This is a genomic window from Rhodococcus sp. T9N, assembly GCF_024436645.1.
In the GTDB taxonomy this organism is placed as follows: domain Bacteria; phylum Actinomycetota; class Actinomycetes; order Mycobacteriales; family Mycobacteriaceae; genus Rhodococcus_F; species Rhodococcus_F qingshengii.
In genome coordinates, this window is sequence record NZ_JAMSKS010000009.1 from 153,401 (window position 1) to 170,725 (window position 17,325).

Below are 17,325 nucleotides of genomic sequence, written 5' to 3' on the forward strand. Positions count from 1 at the left end.
TTGCCGTCGCTACCCTCGAAACCATGAAATCACGTCTTCGCCCGGCAATCGCGGGTCTCGTGCTCGCTCTCGGTCTGGTCGGGTGCAGTTCCGGCACCGACTCCACACCACCGGCTCCGGAAACGACGGCCAGCGGACCCGTGGTGACCATCTCCGGGATGGCGTACTCCCCCGCGTCCATCACCGTGAATGTCGGCGAGACGGTCACGTGGGTGTTCGACGACAACGGAATGGCCCACGACGTCAACGGCCTCGGGGACGCCAAGGGCAAACTCCGCAGTCCGCTCAAGAAATCGGGAACCTACACCTACACGTTCACCGAACCCGGAACCTACGACTACACCTGCACACCGCATCCCGAGATGCGCGGAACCGTCGTCGTCGAGACGCCGTAACGCGCTCGGGCCCCACAGTCTTGCGACTGCGGGGCCCGATTTTCTAGCGAAAGCTACTCGACCGTAACCGATTTCGCCAGGTTACGCGGCTTGTCGACGTCGTAGCCACGCGCCGCGGCAACCTCGGCCGCAAAGATCTGCAACGGAACCGTGGACAGCAACGGCTGCAGCAGAGTCGGTGACGCCGGAATCTCGATCAGGTGATCCGCGTGCGCCGCGGCGACGGTGTCGCCTTCCTCAGCGATGACGATAGTCGTCGCCCCGCGCGCCTTGATCTCCTGAATGTTGGACACCAACTTCGAGTGCAGGACAGCGCGGCCCTGCGGCGACGGCATGACGATGATGACCGGAAGGTCCTCCTCGATCAAGGCGATCGGGCCGTGCTTGAGCTCACCGGCGGCAAAGCCCTCGGCGTGCATGTACGCGAGTTCCTTGAGCTTGAGCGCACCCTCGAGCGCCACCGGGTAGCCGACGTGACGCCCCAGGAACAGCACGGTCGACGCGTGCGCGAACTGGCGCGCCAACGCGCGCACCGGTTCTGCCGTCTCGAGTACCTTGCTGACCAATGCGGGCATCGCTTCGAGGTCGGCGTACTCGCGGGCGACCTCGTCCGGATACTTGGTTCCGCGAGCCTGCGCCAAAGCCAAACCGACGAGGTAGTTCGCGGTCACCTGCGCCAGGAACGCCTTGGTGGACGCGACCGCGATTTCCGGTCCTGCCCGGGTGTAGAGGACTGCGTCGGCTTCACGCGGGATCTGTGCACCGTTGGTGTTGCAGATCGCCAGGACGCGTGCCTTCTGGTCCTTGGCATGCTTGACAGCCTCGAGCGTATCGGCCGTTTCCCCCGACTGCGAGATTGCGACAACAAGCGTCGAGCGATCGAGAACCGGGTCGCGGTAACGGAATTCGCTGGCGAGTTCGACCTCGACAGGTAGACGCGTCCAATGCTCGATCGCGTACTTCGCCAACAGACCGGAGTGGTAAGCGCTACCGCAAGCGACAACGAACACCTTGTCGACGTCGCGCAGTTCCTGATCGGACAACCGCTGCTCGTCGAGGACGATCTTCCCGTTCTCGAAGTGGCCGAGGAGCGTGTCGGCGACAGCGGTCGGCTGCTCTTCGATCTCCTTGAGCATGAAGTAATCGTGACCACCCTTTTCGGCGGCCGCGAGATCCCAGTCGATGCGGAACGGGCGTCCTTCTGCCTCGTTACCCGCGAAGTCGGAGATCCGGTAGCTGTCGGCAGTGATCACCACTGCCTGATCCTGTCCGAGTTCAACCGCATCGCGTGTGTGCTCGATGAATGCAGCGACGTCGGAGCCGAGGAACATCTCGCCCTCACCGACACCGACTACGAGCGGTGTCGAGCGGCGCGCGGCGACAATCGTGTCCGCATGATCAGCGTGCGTGAAGACGAGCGTGAACGCACCTTCCAACCGACGAACCACCGACAGCGCACTCTCGATGAAATCACCTGCCGTCGGCCCCTGGGCGTACGCCCGGGCGACGAGGTGAACCGCGACCTCGGAATCCGTGTCGCTCTGCAGTTCGACGCCTGCAGCCTCGAGCTCCGCACGCAGCGGGGCAAAATTCTCGATGATTCCGTTGTGAACGACAGCCAGCTTGCCCGAGGCATCACGATGCGGGTGCGCATTGCGGTCCGTCGGACGCCCATGCGTCGCCCAACGGGTATGGCCCATACCGGACGTACCGACGAAGTGATCCGCACCGTACTCGCCGAGCTCCGCCTCGAGGTTGGCCAACTTACCGGCCTTACGCTCGATCTCGACCCCACCGGTTCCGTCGAGAATCGCGATTCCCGACGAGTCGTACCCGCGATACTCCATTCGTCGCAAAGCCTCCACCACAACGCCCAGAGCTGGGCGGTGGCCGACGTATCCCACGATTCCGCACATGGTGACTCAGGGTACTTGGACATCGGCGGTGGGCGCATTTTGCGGTTCCCGCACCTGGTTGCGGCGTCCGCTCCGCATACACGAGGCGGCTCATCGGATAACGTCTTCAACCGTGGCACCGAAACTGAAGACACTGACCCGTGAGCTGTCCAAGCGCGGCCCGCACCGAGTTCTCCGCGGCAACCTCGCCCTGGCCGGACAGCCGGGTGTCGTGTACACGCCGGAAACCGGTTTCAATCTCCCCGCCGTTGCCTTCGCGCACGGGTGGATGGTCGGGTCCCACAAGTACGAGCAGACACTCCAGCACCTCGCTTCCTGGGGAATTGTCGCAGCGGCGCCCGACAGCGAACGCGGTCCGGTCCCGTCACATCTCGGATTGGCTGCAGATCTTCGAGCGACGCTCGACATCTGCGTCGGCGTGCGACTCGGCCCCGGCCAGATCAGCGTCCAACCCGATCGGGTCGCCTTTGCCGGTCACGGCATGGGCGCAGGCGCGGCGGTACTGGCCGCAGCGCAGCGCGGGGATGTCGGTGCGGTAGCCGCACTGTTCCCGGCCCCGACAGCACCCAAGGCGGAGAACTACGCGTCGAAGATCACAGCGCCCGGATTGATCCTCGCCGGCGAAGACGACGTCGATTCCTTGACCAGCAATGCCCGGCCGCTGAGCGTGGAGTGGGGCGGTCCTGTCATCGCACGTACCGTGAACGACGCCCAAGACGCCGGACTGATCGAAGGCCGCCGACTCCTCGGCGCCCTGGGCCTCGGTGGATCCGAGCGCAAGACACAGGCCGCCACACGGTGCCTGCTCACGGGCTTCCTGTTGTTCCATCTGACCGGCGACAAGAAGTACAAGGATTTTGCTGATCCCGACGTCGAGATTCCGCACACGGCGCCGTTGCTGCCGGTCGAACCTCACTCCGACGCGCGGGCCAGCCAGCTGTTGCGTAAGTAGGAGTCCGTACTCGCCACCGACTCCGGCGGCGAGCACGGCGGCGTCGGCGTCGGCTCTGACGCGGATCGCAGATACGGGCCGGCTCTCACGGTCCCATCCGTGTCATTCTCGGCGGATGTCGTTTCGGACGGCGGCTCCTGGCGCGATTCCGCGCTCGCTGCGGCCACTCTGCGCTCACGGAAGTCGTCGAGTTGAGAGTCGAGGGTTCGACGGATCGCTTCGAACGGCGCGTGAACGGACTTCACAGCGGACCAGCTCCGGCCAACTCAGCGCCCGTCTCTCCGTCGGGAGCCACGATCGACTCGTCGGGGACTGTGGAAGGCGGCTCCGGGTCCGGCGCGGGCGAGACTTCGGCGGTGGTTTCGACCGGCACCTCGTGCTCGCGAATCTCAGGGTCGGGAGTTTCGGGCTGGAGTGTCGCAGGCTGGGACGCTTCTTGCGGGCGCGCCTCGTGCAGCGACATCTCCGGATCGGCATCGAGCACTATTCTCGGCCAACCATTTTCGCTCAACTCCAGGGTGGCCGACACAGAGTTCCCGTCAGCACCTGCAACATCCAGACTCACCCCACGACCGTCGGACGCAATCGAGAAGCCCCAAGTGTTGCCGCCGATCGAGAAAGAGACAGGAGCGGCGGCGACACCGGATGCACTCGGCTCGGCGATCGGAAAGGTTGACGTGAACGCGTCTGTCACCCACTGGGTCGCGGCGTCAAAAGCATGACCAACCGCGCTCGCGCACTCCGCACACGCCCTGTCGAATTCATCGCGAGTATCGAGATACGCCGAACGAAAAACCGTGTCCAGCCATGGCGCCGCACCACGACCGGTGGAAGCGACGTGAGTCAGCTGGTCGATCTCCCCCGCACCCAGACCGCCGATCGTCGCCCGGTCGAGGCTTGCCACCTTGAAAGCCTTGTCTGCCAAAGCCGTTCGAACCGTCCGCGCGAACTCGTCGGCCAGCGTGATCAACAGTGGCGCCGAATCCGCATCGGACCGAGCTTCACGCCGCGCCGCGAAGGCCTGATCTACGACCGCACCCACGCCGGAAACATTCCACACTGCAGGAAGATTCTCCGCCAGGGTCGTCAGCATCGCGATCTCGGCGACCGAACCGTCCACCGCTGCGGCCATGTCCGACGCATCTCGCATTAGTGCCTCGAAATCGATACCAGCCTCTGCGCGATACGCATCCTCGTAGGACGAAAGCATCCGTTCTTCGAAGCCCAACCGAGAGGCCAGGTTGTGAAATCGATCGAAGAACTGCAGTCCCCTCGCACCAGCATCCAGGATTTCGTCAGGACGCACGCGTGAATCACGCAGTGCAAGAATATCTTCGACGCAATAGTAGCTGTTTGGTACTGCCTGTGCGGTACCGCTCGTCGGTCTCATGAGACCGACCCGCTGGAGTCTCGCAATCGCTGCGCACCCTGACCGTCCACCTCAGCGATCACCTCAGCCGAAGAGGAAAGCCGAGGCGCCAACGTATCGAGAAGATCGGCACGGCCAGTCAAGCGAGAATTCAGGACCGCCAATGCCGATGCCAACGCGGCTCCATGCTCGGCGTAATCACGGCCCGAAACGGCACCGCTGAATCGCAGACGCCTGATCGGGTCCGCAGAATCGCGCAGAGCCTGGGCCACCGACACCGCTTGGCGTGCCAATTCATCTGTTCCAGCGCGGTCGACATCCACGAGCGCCCCCAAGTTTCAGCGGAACCACTCGCACGTCGAGCGGCCTTTGACTCCTTGGACGCAGCAGGGCGCAATTACGTTCCCTCAAAACGCGAACGCGTAATGAGGGGCTAAACCGAACCGACGATCTCGGCCAACTCGTCGGCCAGCTTCTGCGCGAGCGGAAGTTCGGTGGCCTCGACCATGACGCGGACCAGTTGCTCTGTCCCGGACGGGCGCAGGAGCACGCGACCACCGTCACCGAGGACGCGCTCTGCGTCCGCGACTGCTGCGAGTACCGACGGCGATGCTGCGACTGTCGCCTTGTCCCCGACCTTCACGTTGATCAGAACCTGCGGGAGGGTTGTCATCGTTGCGGCCAGTGCGGATGCCGACTTACCCGTGCGAGCCATGCGTCCGAGCAGCCGGAGGCCGGTGAGAATCCCATCGCCCGTGGTGCCGAACGCCGGCAACACGACATGGCCTGACTGCTCGCCGCCGAGGCTGTATCCGCCCGCGCGCAGTTCCTCCAAGACGTAGCGGTCGCCTACGGCAGCAGTCACGATGTTGATACCGGCCTCGCGCATCGCGATGTGCAAACCGAGATTGCTCATGACAGTCGCGACGAGAGTGTTCTCGACCAACTCGCCGGCGTCGTTCATCGCGATCGCCAGAACTGCCATGATCGCGTCACCGTCGACCACCGCTCCGGTCTCGTCGACGGCCAGGCAACGGTCGGCGTCGCCGTCGTGCGCGAGGCCTAGGTCCGCCCCGTGATCGACTACGGCTTTCTGAAGATTCTCCAGGTGCGTCGATCCGCAGCCGTCGTTGATGTTGAGGCCGTCGGGATCGGCGCTGATCGCGATGACGCGAGCGCCAGCTGCCGCGTAGGCAACCGGTGCGAGCGCGGAAGCAGCGCCGTTGGCGCAGTCGACCACAACGGTGAGTCCAGCGAGTGGCTCGCTCGCCGCGCTCGCCAGATGCGCAAGGTACAGCTGAGCGGCGTCGTCGACCGTACGGACGCGGCCGATCCCGGCACCTGTCGGTAGGACGGGCGGTGCAGTGCCGTCGAGTGCATCCTCGATCGCCACCTCGACAGCATCATCGAGCTTGTGTCCACCGGCTGCGAAAATCTTGATTCCGTTGTCCGGCATGGGATTATGCGATGCAGAGATCATGACACCGAGACTGGCGTCGAGCTTTGCCGTCAAGTATGCAACTGCCGGAGTCGGAAGAACACCCACGTCGAGCACGTCGACACCCGCGGAACTCAATCCTGCGGTCACCGCGGCTTGAAGCATCTCACCGCTGGCGCGAGGATCGCGGCCGATCACGGCGGTCGGACGTTCGTCCGCGGTATCGGCTGTCAGTACGCTCGCCGCGGCAACTGCCAATCTCAATGCAAGATCTGCAGTCAGATCCGAATTGGCAAGTCCACGAACACCGTCAGTACCGAACAACCGACCCATAGAACGACTCCTGAATCCTGTGAACCTCGAGAAGGGAACTCGAGAAGGGAATTTCTCCGAGAAACACAAGAGCGAGCGTCCGGTAACGATGGACGCCCGCTCTTGTGGTGAACAGGTGCCGAAGCAGACCCGTCGGGTCAACCTCGGCAAAGCATCAGCGCTTGGAGTACTGCGATGCCTTACGGGCCTTCTTCAGGCCGTACTTCTTACGCTCGACCGCGCGGGCGTCACGCGTCAGGAAGCCTGCACGCTTGAGGGCCGGACGATCATCAGGGGTTACCTCGATGAGTGCGCGCGCGATAGCCAGACGCAGTGCGCCTGCCTGACCGGACGGGCCGCCACCGTGCAGCAGTGCAATGATGTCGAAAGACTCGGGACGCTCGACGAGCACCAGCGGAGCCTTGATCAGCTGCTGGTGAACCTTGTTGGGGAAGTAGTCCTCCAACGTACGACCGTTGAGCTTGAACTGACCGGTACCGGGAGCCATCCGGACGCGAACGACAGCCTCCTTGCGGCGACCGACGGTCTGGACCGGGCGATCGAGGACGATCGGTGCGAGCGTAGCTGCAGCAACCTCTTCGACGACCTCGACTGCGTCAGAGACAAGCTCTTCCACTGCTTCGATGTTCTCTTCGGACACGTTCTGCTCTTCCGGCGATGTCACTGTGCGACCTGCTTGATCTCGAACGGCACCGGCTGCTGCGCGGTGTGGGGGTGATTCGGGCCCGCGTAAACCTTGAGCTTGCTGCTCATTGCGCGGCCGAGCTTCGTCTTGGGGAGCATGCCGACAATGGCCTTCTCGACGAGACGATCGGGAGTCCTGTCGAGGACCTCACCGACAGTGCGGGACTTCAGGCCACCCGGGAATCCGGAGTGGTGGTAAACGTTCTTGCCCTGCAGCTTGTTGCCGCTGATGGCAACCTTCTCTGCGTTGATGATGACAACGAAGTCACCACCGTCGATGTGCGGCGCGTAGGTGGGCTTGTGCTTGCCACGCAGCAAGTTCGCTGCCTGAACGGCAAGACGGCCGAGCACCACGTCAGTGGCGTCGATGACGTGCCACGTGTGGGTCACATCTCCGGCCTTCGGGGTGTACGTAGACACAGATCTTCCTCGTCTTAATTCATTCCACTGCTGACCATGTGCGTATCGCGTAAACGATCCTCGGCGGCCAGTTGAGACCCGAGAACCGCCGGTCTCCACGCATTTCTGCCGGAGCCCTACGGCACGCCACCGATAGACGATACCGGTCTACCCGCTGCCAGGTCAAAGCGCAGCCATTCCTGCCAACAGCATCATCGTCCAGCACAGCGATGCGAGCGATCGACATGCGCCTGCCCCGGCAACCTGACGGTACCGGGGCAGGCGGGGTGTCATCACGGCATGGGATGTTGTCAGCGACCGAACCCGTTTGCCGCGATCCGATCAGCTTCCTGCATCTTCTCCGAGCCGCTCGCCGTCGCTCCGGCGATCTGCGCGAGAACCATGTTCAGTTCTTCGGAAGCCTGAGCCCAGCGACGCTGTGCGTCGTTCCACGCTTCGGAACCTGCCCCTTCCCAGCCTGCTTGCAGCTTGTCCACGACAACCTTGATGTCGCCCTGTTTGTCGTTGATCGCTTTGGCCTGCTGTTTCATCTGATCGGACAGCATTGCGAGGCCGCCGAAGTCGTACTTGATCCTGTCGGACATAACTGCTCCCGGTTCGGTGTGACTGGAGAGAAATTGTGAGAACTAACTTGCGAGAACTACTGGCTGAGGATTGCTTGATCGGACGATGAAGAGCTGGCGGTCAGGACATGTTCACCGTCGCGCCGCGAAGCGAGCTGACGTTGTCGTCTTCGGTCGAGTCGAAGGTTCCCGCGGCCTGTTTGATCTGCTCGCAGATGTCGGTCAGAGCTGTGTCCAACTTCAGGGCCGCGCTGTTGTATCGCTCCATGATTCCTGCGTATTCGACCTGCGCCGCACCGTTCCACGAATTGTGCGAAGCGTCGGCCTCCGACCGAACAGCGTTGACCAGCCCCCTGATGTCACCGAGATGTCCGTCGATGGTCCCCGCCGAATCGATCAATTCAGCGGTAGTTGCGGTAAAGCCCATGTCGTCCCCCTGGATTCGGTGAGTACCGTTCGGTATCGGCGATCACACACAACGGGCTTTGTCCGTCGGATGTGCACCGGGGTCGAGCGGAACTCCCTGATGTGCGCTACACATACTTTGACGCGACCTTCGTGCCAACGGTTCCGGCCCGACCGAAGAATATTTTCAGAACCGACCGATCCGGTCACGGTGTGAATTCGACCGACTGCCACATCCGCAGGCAGTCCGCTTCGAGACTGCCCCACTCACCGACCAGATACTGGCAGCCGATACTCACTTGCCGTCCGTTGTCGACGTACACGTGCCAACGCACCTCGGAGAAATCGTCCGGAAACTCGACGTACACCACTGCCTGTTTTCCTGCGGCATCGTCGAGCACAGAAAACTCTGCGAACCGCAATGGGTCCTCGAACGTCGAAAACTGCTGACGCAAAACGGCTTCGACGGAATCGAATCCCACACCTTCCGCAAGACGTTTCTCGATGACCACGATCTTGCGATCCGCGCCGGAACCGGGTACCAAATCGGTACGCCCGCTCGAGGTCCCTCGCGACAGAAGCTTCCAATCGGAAGGTACCTCTGCCGCAACGCTTCCCACGTCCACACGCGTGAGTTCCGGCGTGGCACCGGACTCGATCGACGAGATCGAAGTCTTCGGCGCAGGCGTTTCCTGATCCTTCGACGCCTCCACGATCTCTACTTCGTCTTCCGCCGTGGCTGCGACCGACCCCGTCAACCGAGAATCGTTTCGATCGCGAGTGGACACCACCACCGTTCCTGCGACCGCACCGGCGACGGCGACCACCGCAAGCGCCGCCGCGAACCATCGACGGCCTCCGCGCCGCCCGCCGACGCGACGCGGCGAAGAGGCATTCGAGTCCAAGGAAGGAATCGACTTCGCGCCATCCGTATCGCCTACCCACCCGGCGCCGAAAGCCGAATTGTCGACGATTCGTCCCGAACTGTCCCGCGCGGTTGTCTGGCGAACGAGCGTCTGAGGATCCACCAGAGACGCAGCCACCCGGCTCTCGTCCAGAATTCGGATGCTCGCGTGGCCGTGAACATTCGTCGACCCCCGTTCGAGCGAAGCCGCAACAGCATGAGAGCTCGGCCCGACCAACACCACAGCGTCCCGAACCGATAGATCCCCGATTGCGGAAAACAACCCCGCAACGTCTGCGATCTCCGAACTTTGTGTTCCGTCGATTCGGAGTTCACCGTCGACCTCAGCGACAACAGAAGCGACCACCGTTCCGCCTCGCAGTTCGAGGACGACACACCGCGATCGCCAAGCCGTATGAGCCGACCTCGCCGCCGCGATCGACGTCGGAACGAGTACGACGTCGTGCGCCACTCGACGTGCGGCATCGAGCAATCGCCGCCTGCGTGGGGCACCCCAATCCGAGGGATGACTGAGATGAAGAATGTCTGCGTCGACGATTCCGCACCCGTCCATCGCACTGGAGATCAGCCTGGCCACCTCCAAGACAGTCGGGACAACCCGACCATCCACGTCGACATAATCGTCGTCGATGTAATCGATCGCATTCTCGCCGGCCGCACCGGGGCCCGACGCCGGTTCGCGTCTGAGGTCTGCACTGCAACAGAATTCGCGTTGACCCGATACGACCCAGATATTCGATGCACCCCAATGTAACGAGACCGACACTGCGGACGGAGCGGTCACAGCGGTGGCATCCACGGAACTTGGACAAGTTGGGTTTGCGAGCGGGAAACGTAAACCCCACGGCCTTCCGGCATCGCCGACGCGCGGACAGTGCCGACGAGATTTCCCTCGTCACGGCTTCCGCTCATGATCAATCCGGCCGGCGCCATGTCGCGAATTCTCGCAATGACCGGCTCGTACAGTGCTCTGGCCGCACCACCGGAACGGCGGGCAATAACCAGGTGCAAACCGATGTCCTTGGAGTGCGGAATGTATTCGAGCAACGGCGCCACCGGATTTCCACTCGGTGTGGCCACAAGGTCGTAGTCGTCGATCAGTACGTAAATCTCCGGCCCACTCCACCACGACCGTTCCCGCAATTGCTGCTGCGTTGTTTCGGCGTTCGGCATTCTGGCAGCGACGATCCGAGCCAAGTCGACCATCAACTCACCGAAGGTCGTCGACGACGCCGAGTACCCACCGAGGTGATTCCCTTCGACCACGCCCAGCAGGGAATGCCGATAGTCACCGATGATCAGCTTGGCCTGGGCCGGTGTGTTCGACGCGATGATCCCTTCGGCTATTCCACGCAGGAGAGATGTCTTCCCACACGCGGTGTCGCCGAATATCAACAGGTGCGGGTGTTCCCGGAAGTCCATGTACACCGGGGCGAGGTCGGTCTCACCGAGCCCGATCGGCACGGTGAGGCACCGACCGTCGGCCGCACTCGGTGAGGGCCACCGGGTCCCGACAGCTTCGAGAAGTTCTGCCCGCGAGTAGGAATCCGGGAGCATCCGCACGGTGGGTGCCGGACGCGAATTCGACATGGCTGCAATACGTTCGACCGTCGCCACCACAGCCGTACTCGAGTTCTCACTACCCGGTAGGCCGCCGATTCGAGGTAGTCCGGTGAGAAAGTGGAGTCCGTCGCGAGTGATGCCACGACCCGGTCGACCTTCCGGCACCAGGCCGGCTTTCCGGCGACCCGCATCCGAATCTCCCGGATCACCCAAACGAAGTTCGATGCGAGTACCCAGTTGATCCTTGAGTGCCGGCCGGATCTCGGCCCACCTCGACGTCGTGACGATCACGTGTACACCGAAGGACAAACCTTGACCGGCGAGCATGTTGATCTGGGGCTCGAGTGATTCGAAATCCGAACGAACGCTTGGCCAACCGTCGACGACGAGGAAGACGTCACCGTACGGGTCCTCTCGGAGTCCCGCAGCCTCACCTTCCCCGGCGGGATCAGCTGTTCGCAATCTACGGAAATCGGCCATCGATTCGATGCCGAGGTCACGAAACAGTCGCTCCCGTTTGGCGACCACACCGAGTACCTCGGCAACTGTGCGCCGGACGCGGTCGGAATCCAAGCGGTTTGCCACCGATCCGACGTGCGGCAGATCTTTCAATCCGAGGAGCGTTCCACCGCCGAAGTCGAAGCAGTAGAACTGAATCTGTTCCGGCGTGTGCGTCATGCTCAGAGACAAGATCAACGTGCGCAACGCCGTCGACTTTCCCGACTGCGGGCCGCCGACAATCGCGAGGTTGCCAGTCGATCCGTTGAGATCGGCGACGAGTAGATCGCGGCGCTGATCGAACGGCCTGTCGACTATGCCGAAGGGTGCGCTCAGATTTCCGCGAGGTTGATCACCGGTCGCCCACCGCGGCAACAACTGGTCAAGCGTCGGAGATGACTCGAGCGGCGGGAGCCACACTTCATGCGCACGTGGACCGTGACCGCGCATGCGGTCTACGAGGACTCCCATGAGAGTACGTGCATCGTCACCGATTTCACCCATGTCGACGACGTCGGGCTCGACGGGAACGACAACGGCCTCTGGTCCGATCACGGGCTTCGCGGTAAACGGCAGCGGCGCCAGTTCGACGGGGGAATCGACCGAGAATCGAGTGGGCACGATCCGCTCGCCCTCGTACGGGCCTGACACGTAAGCACCTTGGAAGCGAACGATCTCAGCAGAATCGGACTTCAGGTATCCCGCACCGGGTGTACCCGGAAGGTGATAAGCATCGGGAACGCCGAGGACGGAACGAGACTCGTTCGCCGAGAACGTTTTCAACCCGACGCGATACGAAAGATGGCTGTCGAGACCCCGAAGCTTTCCTTCGTCGAGTCGCTGACTGGCCAGCAGCAGGTGAATGTGAAGTGACCTGCCCAATCGCCCGATGGCCACGAACAATTCGGCAAATTCCGGCTGCTGACTGAGCAGTTCGGAAAACTCGTCGACAACCACGAAAAGTGCCGGCAAGGGATCTAGTGCAGCGCCGGCCAGCCTCGCCCTCTCGTAATCGGACACGTTTGCGAAGTTTCCTGCCGCACGCAACAGTTCTTGTCGACGATTCATTTCGCCGGCGAGCGCGTCCTTCATACGATCGACCATCGCCAATTCCTCGGCAAGGTTGGTGATGATCGCAGCAACGTGCGGCGCCTCCTCGAGGCCGAGAAAGGTTGCACCACCTTTGAAGTCGATCAGGACGAGGTTCAGTGCGTCGGGAGAGTGGGTCGCGATCAGGCCGAGCACCAAGGTTCGCAGGAACTCCGACTTGCCAGAACCGGTGGCTCCGATACACAGCCCGTGCGGACCCATACCGTTCTCGGCCGACTCCTTCAGATCCAGTTCGACGGGGTTTCCGTCTTGTCCGACACCGATCGGCACACGGAGTCGGTCGCGCCCCTGACGTGGAAGCCAGCCATGCTCAGGATTGAACCTCGCAACGTTTCCTATCCCCAACATCTGGCTCCACGTCCGAAGGGATCGGTCGTCGTCAGCTGCGTCGACGGCATTCTGCGATGCCGCACGGAACGGTGCGATGCGACGGCCGAACGCCTGCGCCAGGCTCGTCGTCGCAGCGTCGGGCCTCGCAAAGTTCTCAACTCCTGCGCTGCTCACCGCGCCGATCTGATCGCTACCGACGACCAGTCGCAAACCACGCGTCGCCACCAGCCGCGGGCAGAACCCGCACAGGTCGAGGACGGTCACCGAGTCGAGCCCGGATTCGGACAACAGGCCGGTGTCACCTTCGAGCAAGCCACCGTCCACGACCAGCACGAGATGCGGAACGCCCGCACTGGCTGGAGTGTTGCGAGCGAATCGAGCACGCATCGAAAGCGGTTCCCCGAGGGAACTTTCGAATTCGAGATACGAACCGAACACCATGCGTGCAGTGCCGGTGCCGTCCTGAGACTGCGGGTGTTGCACGTGTGGGAGCCACTTGACCCACTCCCACTCGGATTCGGTATCGGGACCGCACACCACCGCAACTTGGACCGTGTCCGGACCGTGGAATGTGCACAGTTGCATCAACATCGAGCGGACAAGCGCGCGAGCGGAATCTCTCTGCCCCTCGATGGACATCGCAGCAAACCCGCGAAGCGAGACGGCGGTCGGCAGGTCCTGCACAACCGAATGTGCACGGACGAATCGCCGAAGTGAGACAGCAGCGACGGGTTCGAGATCCTCGACCGGCCCGGTCTCCGGAGACACGAGTCTGGTGGCCAATCGCTGTGTACCCAGACCTACCCGAACGTGGCAGTAGTCCGAGTCGGTGATCTGACGCTCCCACATCCGCACAGTCCCGGCCAGTGTCCAGAGCAGCGACGGCTCGGGATTGCTCCACTCGAGAGCAGCACGCTGCGCACCAGTCGTCGCAGCAACATCACTACGCATCTGATCCAGGTACCGGAGGTAGTCCTTGCGGTCCTCGTTCGCCTCGGACGCTCTTGCTCCACCGCTACGACCGCCCCCGGCGAGCATTCCGAGCATCGACACCATCATCATGACCGGAAACAGCAGGGACATCGGATTGCGCGCCATGCCGGAAGAGAACATCAGCGCCACCATGCCGATCATGGCAACCACCATGATCACCGGAAGTAGTTTGGTCAGTAGGTTTCCCGGCGTGACGCGAGGTATCTCCGGTGGGGGCTGAAGCGTCACCTCGCCGCCCGGTGTGCGCGGCGATTCACGGCGTGCTCGACGCGCAAATCTGACAGTGCTCAATTCACCCACCCCCATCGGTGCTGCAGCTGTTGCCGCCAGGCGCCTCGTCCGACTACCGCCGGCCCCCCAAGGCGTACTCGCGCAATTGCAAGAGAGTAGATCACAACACCGACACTCGGGTCGGTGCCACCTGTTGTCGGCGCTGTCTCCGATACAGGCGCGCACTTCATGTCGTATTGTTCGGGTGAACTGGGGTGACGCGAAGGGGGAATCGCGTCATGGGAGGGGACAGATCTTGACCAGCACCACTACAACCAGCGCTGCGAACACCGGAAACGGACGAGGCGCGAGTCATTCTGCCGAACTGTGCAGGTTGACGGTACTTTCAGCCCATTCGCAGGTGGATCTTGCGGTGCCGCTTCGTGTTCCACTCACCGTGGTCATTCCGGGTATTGTGGACACAATTGTCAACCACAGCAATTTCAACGAGTTCGACCACACCACCGAACAATTCGAGCCCGTCGACTGGACTCTGTCGAAAGTCGGCAGGGCACCGCTGGCACCGACGCTGTCGCTGCACGAGCACGGAATCCGCGATGGAGAATTGCTCGTACTCGAGGCCTCGGACGCCGCTGCCCCGCCCCCACTCTTCGACGACATCATGTACACCGTCGCGGCCACGGATGCGGACGTCTACCGACGCTGGACTCCGGTCACCGCGCGCATTGTCGGCTCGACCGCCGCCCTCGTCGCTGCGCTCGTCGCGGCCCTCGCCCTGGTCCTCGGCGACACGGGACTGATCGGCGCCGTCTGCGGCGGAGTGACGTCTTTGGTGCTCACCGTCGCCGCCGTCGTGGCAGCGCGGGTGTACGGAGACTCTGGAAGTTCCGTCACGCTCGGATGCGCTTCGGTGCCACTGGCGTTCGTCTCCGGCGCACTCTGCGTGCCCGGCACTGTTCTTTCGGCTCATCTGCTTCTCGGTTCGGCATCTGCCGCTGCGGTAACTCTGATCTGCTTCCGCTTGTGCGGCACCGGATTAGCTGTCTTCACAGCACTTCTCGTCGTCCTTCTCGCGGCGGTGGGCACCTTTGCCGTCACTACCACGCTTCCCGAGGCGCGCACCGCGACCGTCAGCGGCGCGGTGATTGCCGCCGCATTGATCGTTCTCACGTTCACCGCTCGACTGTCGATGTTGTTCGCGCGACTACCGCTTCCCCCTGTTCCGACGCCGAGTAATCCCCTCGACGACGACCGCGACGGACTGCCCGAACCCGAACTACCCGGGCTGACCGAGTTGGCGGAAAGGGCAGGGCGGGCGCGTAGCTATCTGACTGGGCTGATCGTGGCCACGTCAGTGGTCGCGCTCGTCGCTGCCGTCGCACTCGCGTGGTCCTGGCCTGGTCAGGGGATCGTCTGGCCGAATCTTGCTCTCGCATTCGCGACGGCCGTCGTGCTGATGTTTCGCGGGCGCACCTACGCGGGCGCACAGCAGGCTGTGCCACTCATCGCGGCAGGCATCTCGGTGATTCTCGTTCTCCTGGGCGACATGGCATGGACCCATCGCGACCATGCATTGGTCGTCTTCGCCATCACGATGACCGTTCTCCTCCTGGCACTGGTTCTGGGAATCCTTGCCCCCCAGAACACATTCAGCCCCGTGATGCGACGCGCTGCCGAGCTGTTGGACCTCGCTGCGATTGCAGCAATCGTTCCGCTGATCTGCTGGGTCAGTGGCCTCTTCGCGCTCATGCGTGGCCTCTGAGCGATCGGTGATCGATGGTGATTCGACGTGCAACAAACATCTGCGCCAGTCTCGTGATCGTTGCCTTCAGCGTTCTCGCCGGGGCAGGTGGCGCATCGAGCGCGGTTCCCTCCCCCATCGATCCTGCAATGCTGCCCGAGGACGGTCCGCCTGCACCTCCACAACCCACCGAACAACGAACCCTGTGCGTCCCAGCCGTGGCAGGTGGTGACGGTGCGGACATTCCACGTTCTCAACGAGATCTGGGATTCGATTCTGTGTGGCCGATCACCAGAGGGGCGGGACAGCGAATTGCTGTCATCGACACCGGTGTCAGCAGACATCCCCGGCTGCCATCGCTCGACGGCGGCGGTGATTACGTCGGTACCTCCGACGGCACCGACGATTGTGACGCACACGGAACTGTCGTGGCCGGTCTCATCGCCGCCCAGCAAGTCGAGGGTTCCGGATTCTCCGGAGCTGCGCCTGACGCACAGATAATTTCGATCAGGCAGTCCAGTGCCGCCTTCTCGGTGGCCGGCCAACGCGAAGACCCTGCTGTAGCCGAGAACTCATCCGGGTACGGAAACGTCGACACCATGGCATCGGCCGTCCGTCACGCTGCGGACATGGGTGCAAGCGTCATCAACATCTCCGAAGTCGCCTGCACGCCTGCCGGGGACGGGATCAGCGACCAACGACTCGGCGCTGCAATCGAATACGCCACGATCGCGAAGAACGTCGTAGTCGTCGCAGCTGCAGGTAACGTCGGATCCGGAGGTTGCAAGAACCAGAATCCGCCGCCGGATCCCGTCGACCCCTTAGCCGATCCATGGAACTCGGTTGCGACGATTGCCAGTCCGGCTTGGTACGACGACTATGTCCTCACGGTCGGGTCGGTAGACCCCAATGGCGCCGCCAGTTCCTTCAGCCTCGGCGGTCCGTGGGTCGACGTGGCGGCGCCCGGCACCGGAATCACCTCACTTCACCCGACGTCGCCCGGTCTGACCAACGGGGTGTACGGCTCCGACGGCGCCGTACAGTCGTTCAACGGGACCAGTTTCGCTGCGCCCTTTGTCGCGGCGACCGCCGCACTGGTCCGGTCGGTTCACCCGGAACTGACGGCGCTTCAGGTCATGCAACGTATCGAAGCCACCGCCCACGCTCCGGCGCAGGGTTGGAATCCCTACGTCGGTCACGGCGTCATCGATCCACTTGCGGCAGTGACGGGCGAATTGGCCCCAGGAGAACGCGTCAAGGTCAACCATCAGTCGGTGTCGATCGATCCCCTACCCACGCCGCCGACCCCCGACAACCGATCTCGCGACACGGCACTCGTCGGAGCCGGAACGGTCGGCACCCTCGCCCTACTGACGCTGTTGGCATCGATGCCTCTTCGTCGAGTAATTCGTCGGCATCTTCCCGAACGCCAGAAAATCGATCCCTGAACCGTCAGCAG

General features: G+C 62.9%; 15 protein-coding genes. 4 read left to right on the top strand and 11 right to left on the bottom strand.

All coding sequences use genetic code 11. The features are described 5' to 3' along the window. Positions 1-23: 23 nt before the first annotated feature. A complete protein-coding gene (locus M1L53_RS16875) occupies positions 24-395 on the top strand; it encodes a plastocyanin/azurin family copper-binding protein (protein ID WP_003940908.1) in 372 nt (123 codons plus the stop codon). A 53-nt stretch (positions 396-448) separates the two neighbouring features. On the opposite strand, the gene glmS is transcribed toward M1L53_RS16875, so the two are convergent. Then, positions 449-2,311, bottom strand: a complete 1,863-nt coding sequence (gene glmS, locus M1L53_RS16880; RefSeq protein WP_003940837.1) for a glutamine--fructose-6-phosphate transaminase (isomerizing) — start codon at positions 2,309-2,311, stop codon at positions 449-451. Positions 2,312-2,423: 112 nt separating this feature from the next. Between glmS and M1L53_RS16885 the strand changes: the two genes are divergently transcribed. Continuing rightward, on the top strand, positions 2,424-3,263 hold the full coding sequence (locus tag M1L53_RS16885; protein ID WP_003941000.1) for a chlorophyllase/cutinase-like alpha/beta fold protein: 840 nt from the start codon (positions 2,424-2,426) through the stop codon (positions 3,261-3,263). Here the strand turns inward: M1L53_RS16885 and M1L53_RS16890 are convergent. The 10 genes from M1L53_RS16890 to eccCa form a co-directional block, all read right to left on the bottom strand. Continuing rightward, the gene (locus tag M1L53_RS16890) at positions 3,224-3,508 is read right to left on the bottom strand and encodes a hypothetical protein (protein ID WP_042922488.1); all 285 of its coding nucleotides are present in this window, start codon (positions 3,506-3,508) and stop codon (positions 3,224-3,226) included. The two genes, M1L53_RS16885 and M1L53_RS16890, sit on opposite strands and share 40 nt — an antisense overlap. Beyond that, on the bottom strand, positions 3,505-4,569 hold the full coding sequence (locus tag M1L53_RS16895; protein WP_232319067.1) for a hypothetical protein: 1,065 nt from the start codon (positions 4,567-4,569) through the stop codon (positions 3,505-3,507). Before M1L53_RS16895 ends, M1L53_RS16890 begins: the two co-directional genes overlap by 4 nt. An 80-nt stretch (positions 4,570-4,649) precedes the next feature. Then, positions 4,650-4,955, bottom strand: a complete 306-nt coding sequence (locus M1L53_RS16900; protein WP_042922483.1) for a hypothetical protein — start codon at positions 4,953-4,955, stop codon at positions 4,650-4,652. Between the two features lie 110 nt (positions 4,956-5,065). Continuing rightward, positions 5,066-6,403: a phosphoglucosamine mutase gene (glmM, locus tag M1L53_RS16905; protein WP_007728598.1), complete on the bottom strand. Its 1,338-nt coding sequence runs from the start codon at positions 6,401-6,403 to the stop codon at positions 5,066-5,068. 154 nt (positions 6,404-6,557) lie between these two features. Beyond that, positions 6,558-7,067, bottom strand: a complete 510-nt coding sequence (gene rpsI / locus M1L53_RS16910) for a 30S ribosomal protein S9 (protein WP_007728596.1) — start codon at positions 7,065-7,067, stop codon at positions 6,558-6,560. After that, the gene (gene rplM / locus M1L53_RS16915; RefSeq protein ID WP_003940842.1) at positions 7,064-7,507 is read right to left on the bottom strand and encodes a 50S ribosomal protein L13; all 444 of its coding nucleotides are present in this window, start codon (positions 7,505-7,507) and stop codon (positions 7,064-7,066) included. The genes rpsI and rplM overlap by 4 nt, the downstream gene beginning before the upstream one ends. A gap of 290 nt (positions 7,508-7,797) precedes the next feature. Then, positions 7,798-8,091 (bottom strand): WXG100 family type VII secretion target, encoded by a 294-nt coding sequence (locus M1L53_RS16920; protein WP_003940975.1) that lies wholly within the window; start codon positions 8,089-8,091, stop codon positions 7,798-7,800. A gap of 100 nt (positions 8,092-8,191) precedes the next feature. Then, positions 8,192-8,497 (bottom strand): WXG100 family type VII secretion target, encoded by a 306-nt coding sequence (locus M1L53_RS16925; RefSeq protein WP_003940986.1) that lies wholly within the window; start codon positions 8,495-8,497, stop codon positions 8,192-8,194. Positions 8,498-8,681: 184 nt separating this feature from the next. Next, positions 8,682-10,184 (bottom strand): type VII secretion-associated protein, encoded by a 1,503-nt coding sequence (locus M1L53_RS16930; RefSeq protein WP_054188173.1) that lies wholly within the window; start codon positions 10,182-10,184, stop codon positions 8,682-8,684. After that, positions 10,181-14,185 (bottom strand): type VII secretion protein EccCa, encoded by a 4,005-nt coding sequence (gene eccCa, locus M1L53_RS16935; RefSeq protein ID WP_261949241.1) that lies wholly within the window; start codon positions 14,183-14,185, stop codon positions 10,181-10,183. The genes M1L53_RS16930 and eccCa overlap by 4 nt, the downstream gene beginning before the upstream one ends. 235 nt (positions 14,186-14,420) lie before the next feature. On the opposite strand from eccCa, the gene eccD reads away from it, so the two are divergent. Further along, entirely contained in the window at positions 14,421-15,887 is a 1,467-nt protein-coding gene (eccD, locus tag M1L53_RS16940) for a type VII secretion integral membrane protein EccD (protein ID WP_054188171.1), read from the top strand. A gap of 14 nt (positions 15,888-15,901) precedes the next feature. Beyond that, positions 15,902-17,314, top strand: coding sequence for a type VII secretion-associated serine protease mycosin (mycP, locus tag M1L53_RS16945; protein WP_054188120.1), 1,413 nt, complete (start codon positions 15,902-15,904; stop codon positions 17,312-17,314). Positions 17,315-17,325: the final 11 nt, after the last annotated feature.

What these genes read in the sequence shown, in the direction of transcription:
- M1L53_RS16875 (WP_003940908.1), top strand. Translation starts at nt 24, where the DNA reads ATGAAATCACGTCTTCGCCCGGCAATCGCGGGTCTCGTGCTCGCTCTC.
- M1L53_RS16920 (WP_003940975.1), bottom strand. Translation starts at nt 8,091, where the DNA reads ATGTCCGACAGGATCAAGTACGACTTCGGCGGCCTCGCAATGCTGTCC.
- glmS (WP_003940837.1), bottom strand. Translation starts at nt 2,311, where the DNA reads ATGTGCGGAATCGTGGGATACGTCGGCCACCGCCCAGCTCTGGGCGTT.
- M1L53_RS16925 (WP_003940986.1), bottom strand. Translation starts at nt 8,497, where the DNA reads ATGGGCTTTACCGCAACTACCGCTGAATTGATCGATTCGGCGGGGACC.
- mycP (WP_054188120.1), top strand. Translation starts at nt 15,902, where the DNA reads ATGGTGATTCGACGTGCAACAAACATCTGCGCCAGTCTCGTGATCGTT.
- glmM (WP_007728598.1), bottom strand. Translation starts at nt 6,403, where the DNA reads ATGGGTCGGTTGTTCGGTACTGACGGTGTTCGTGGACTTGCCAATTCG.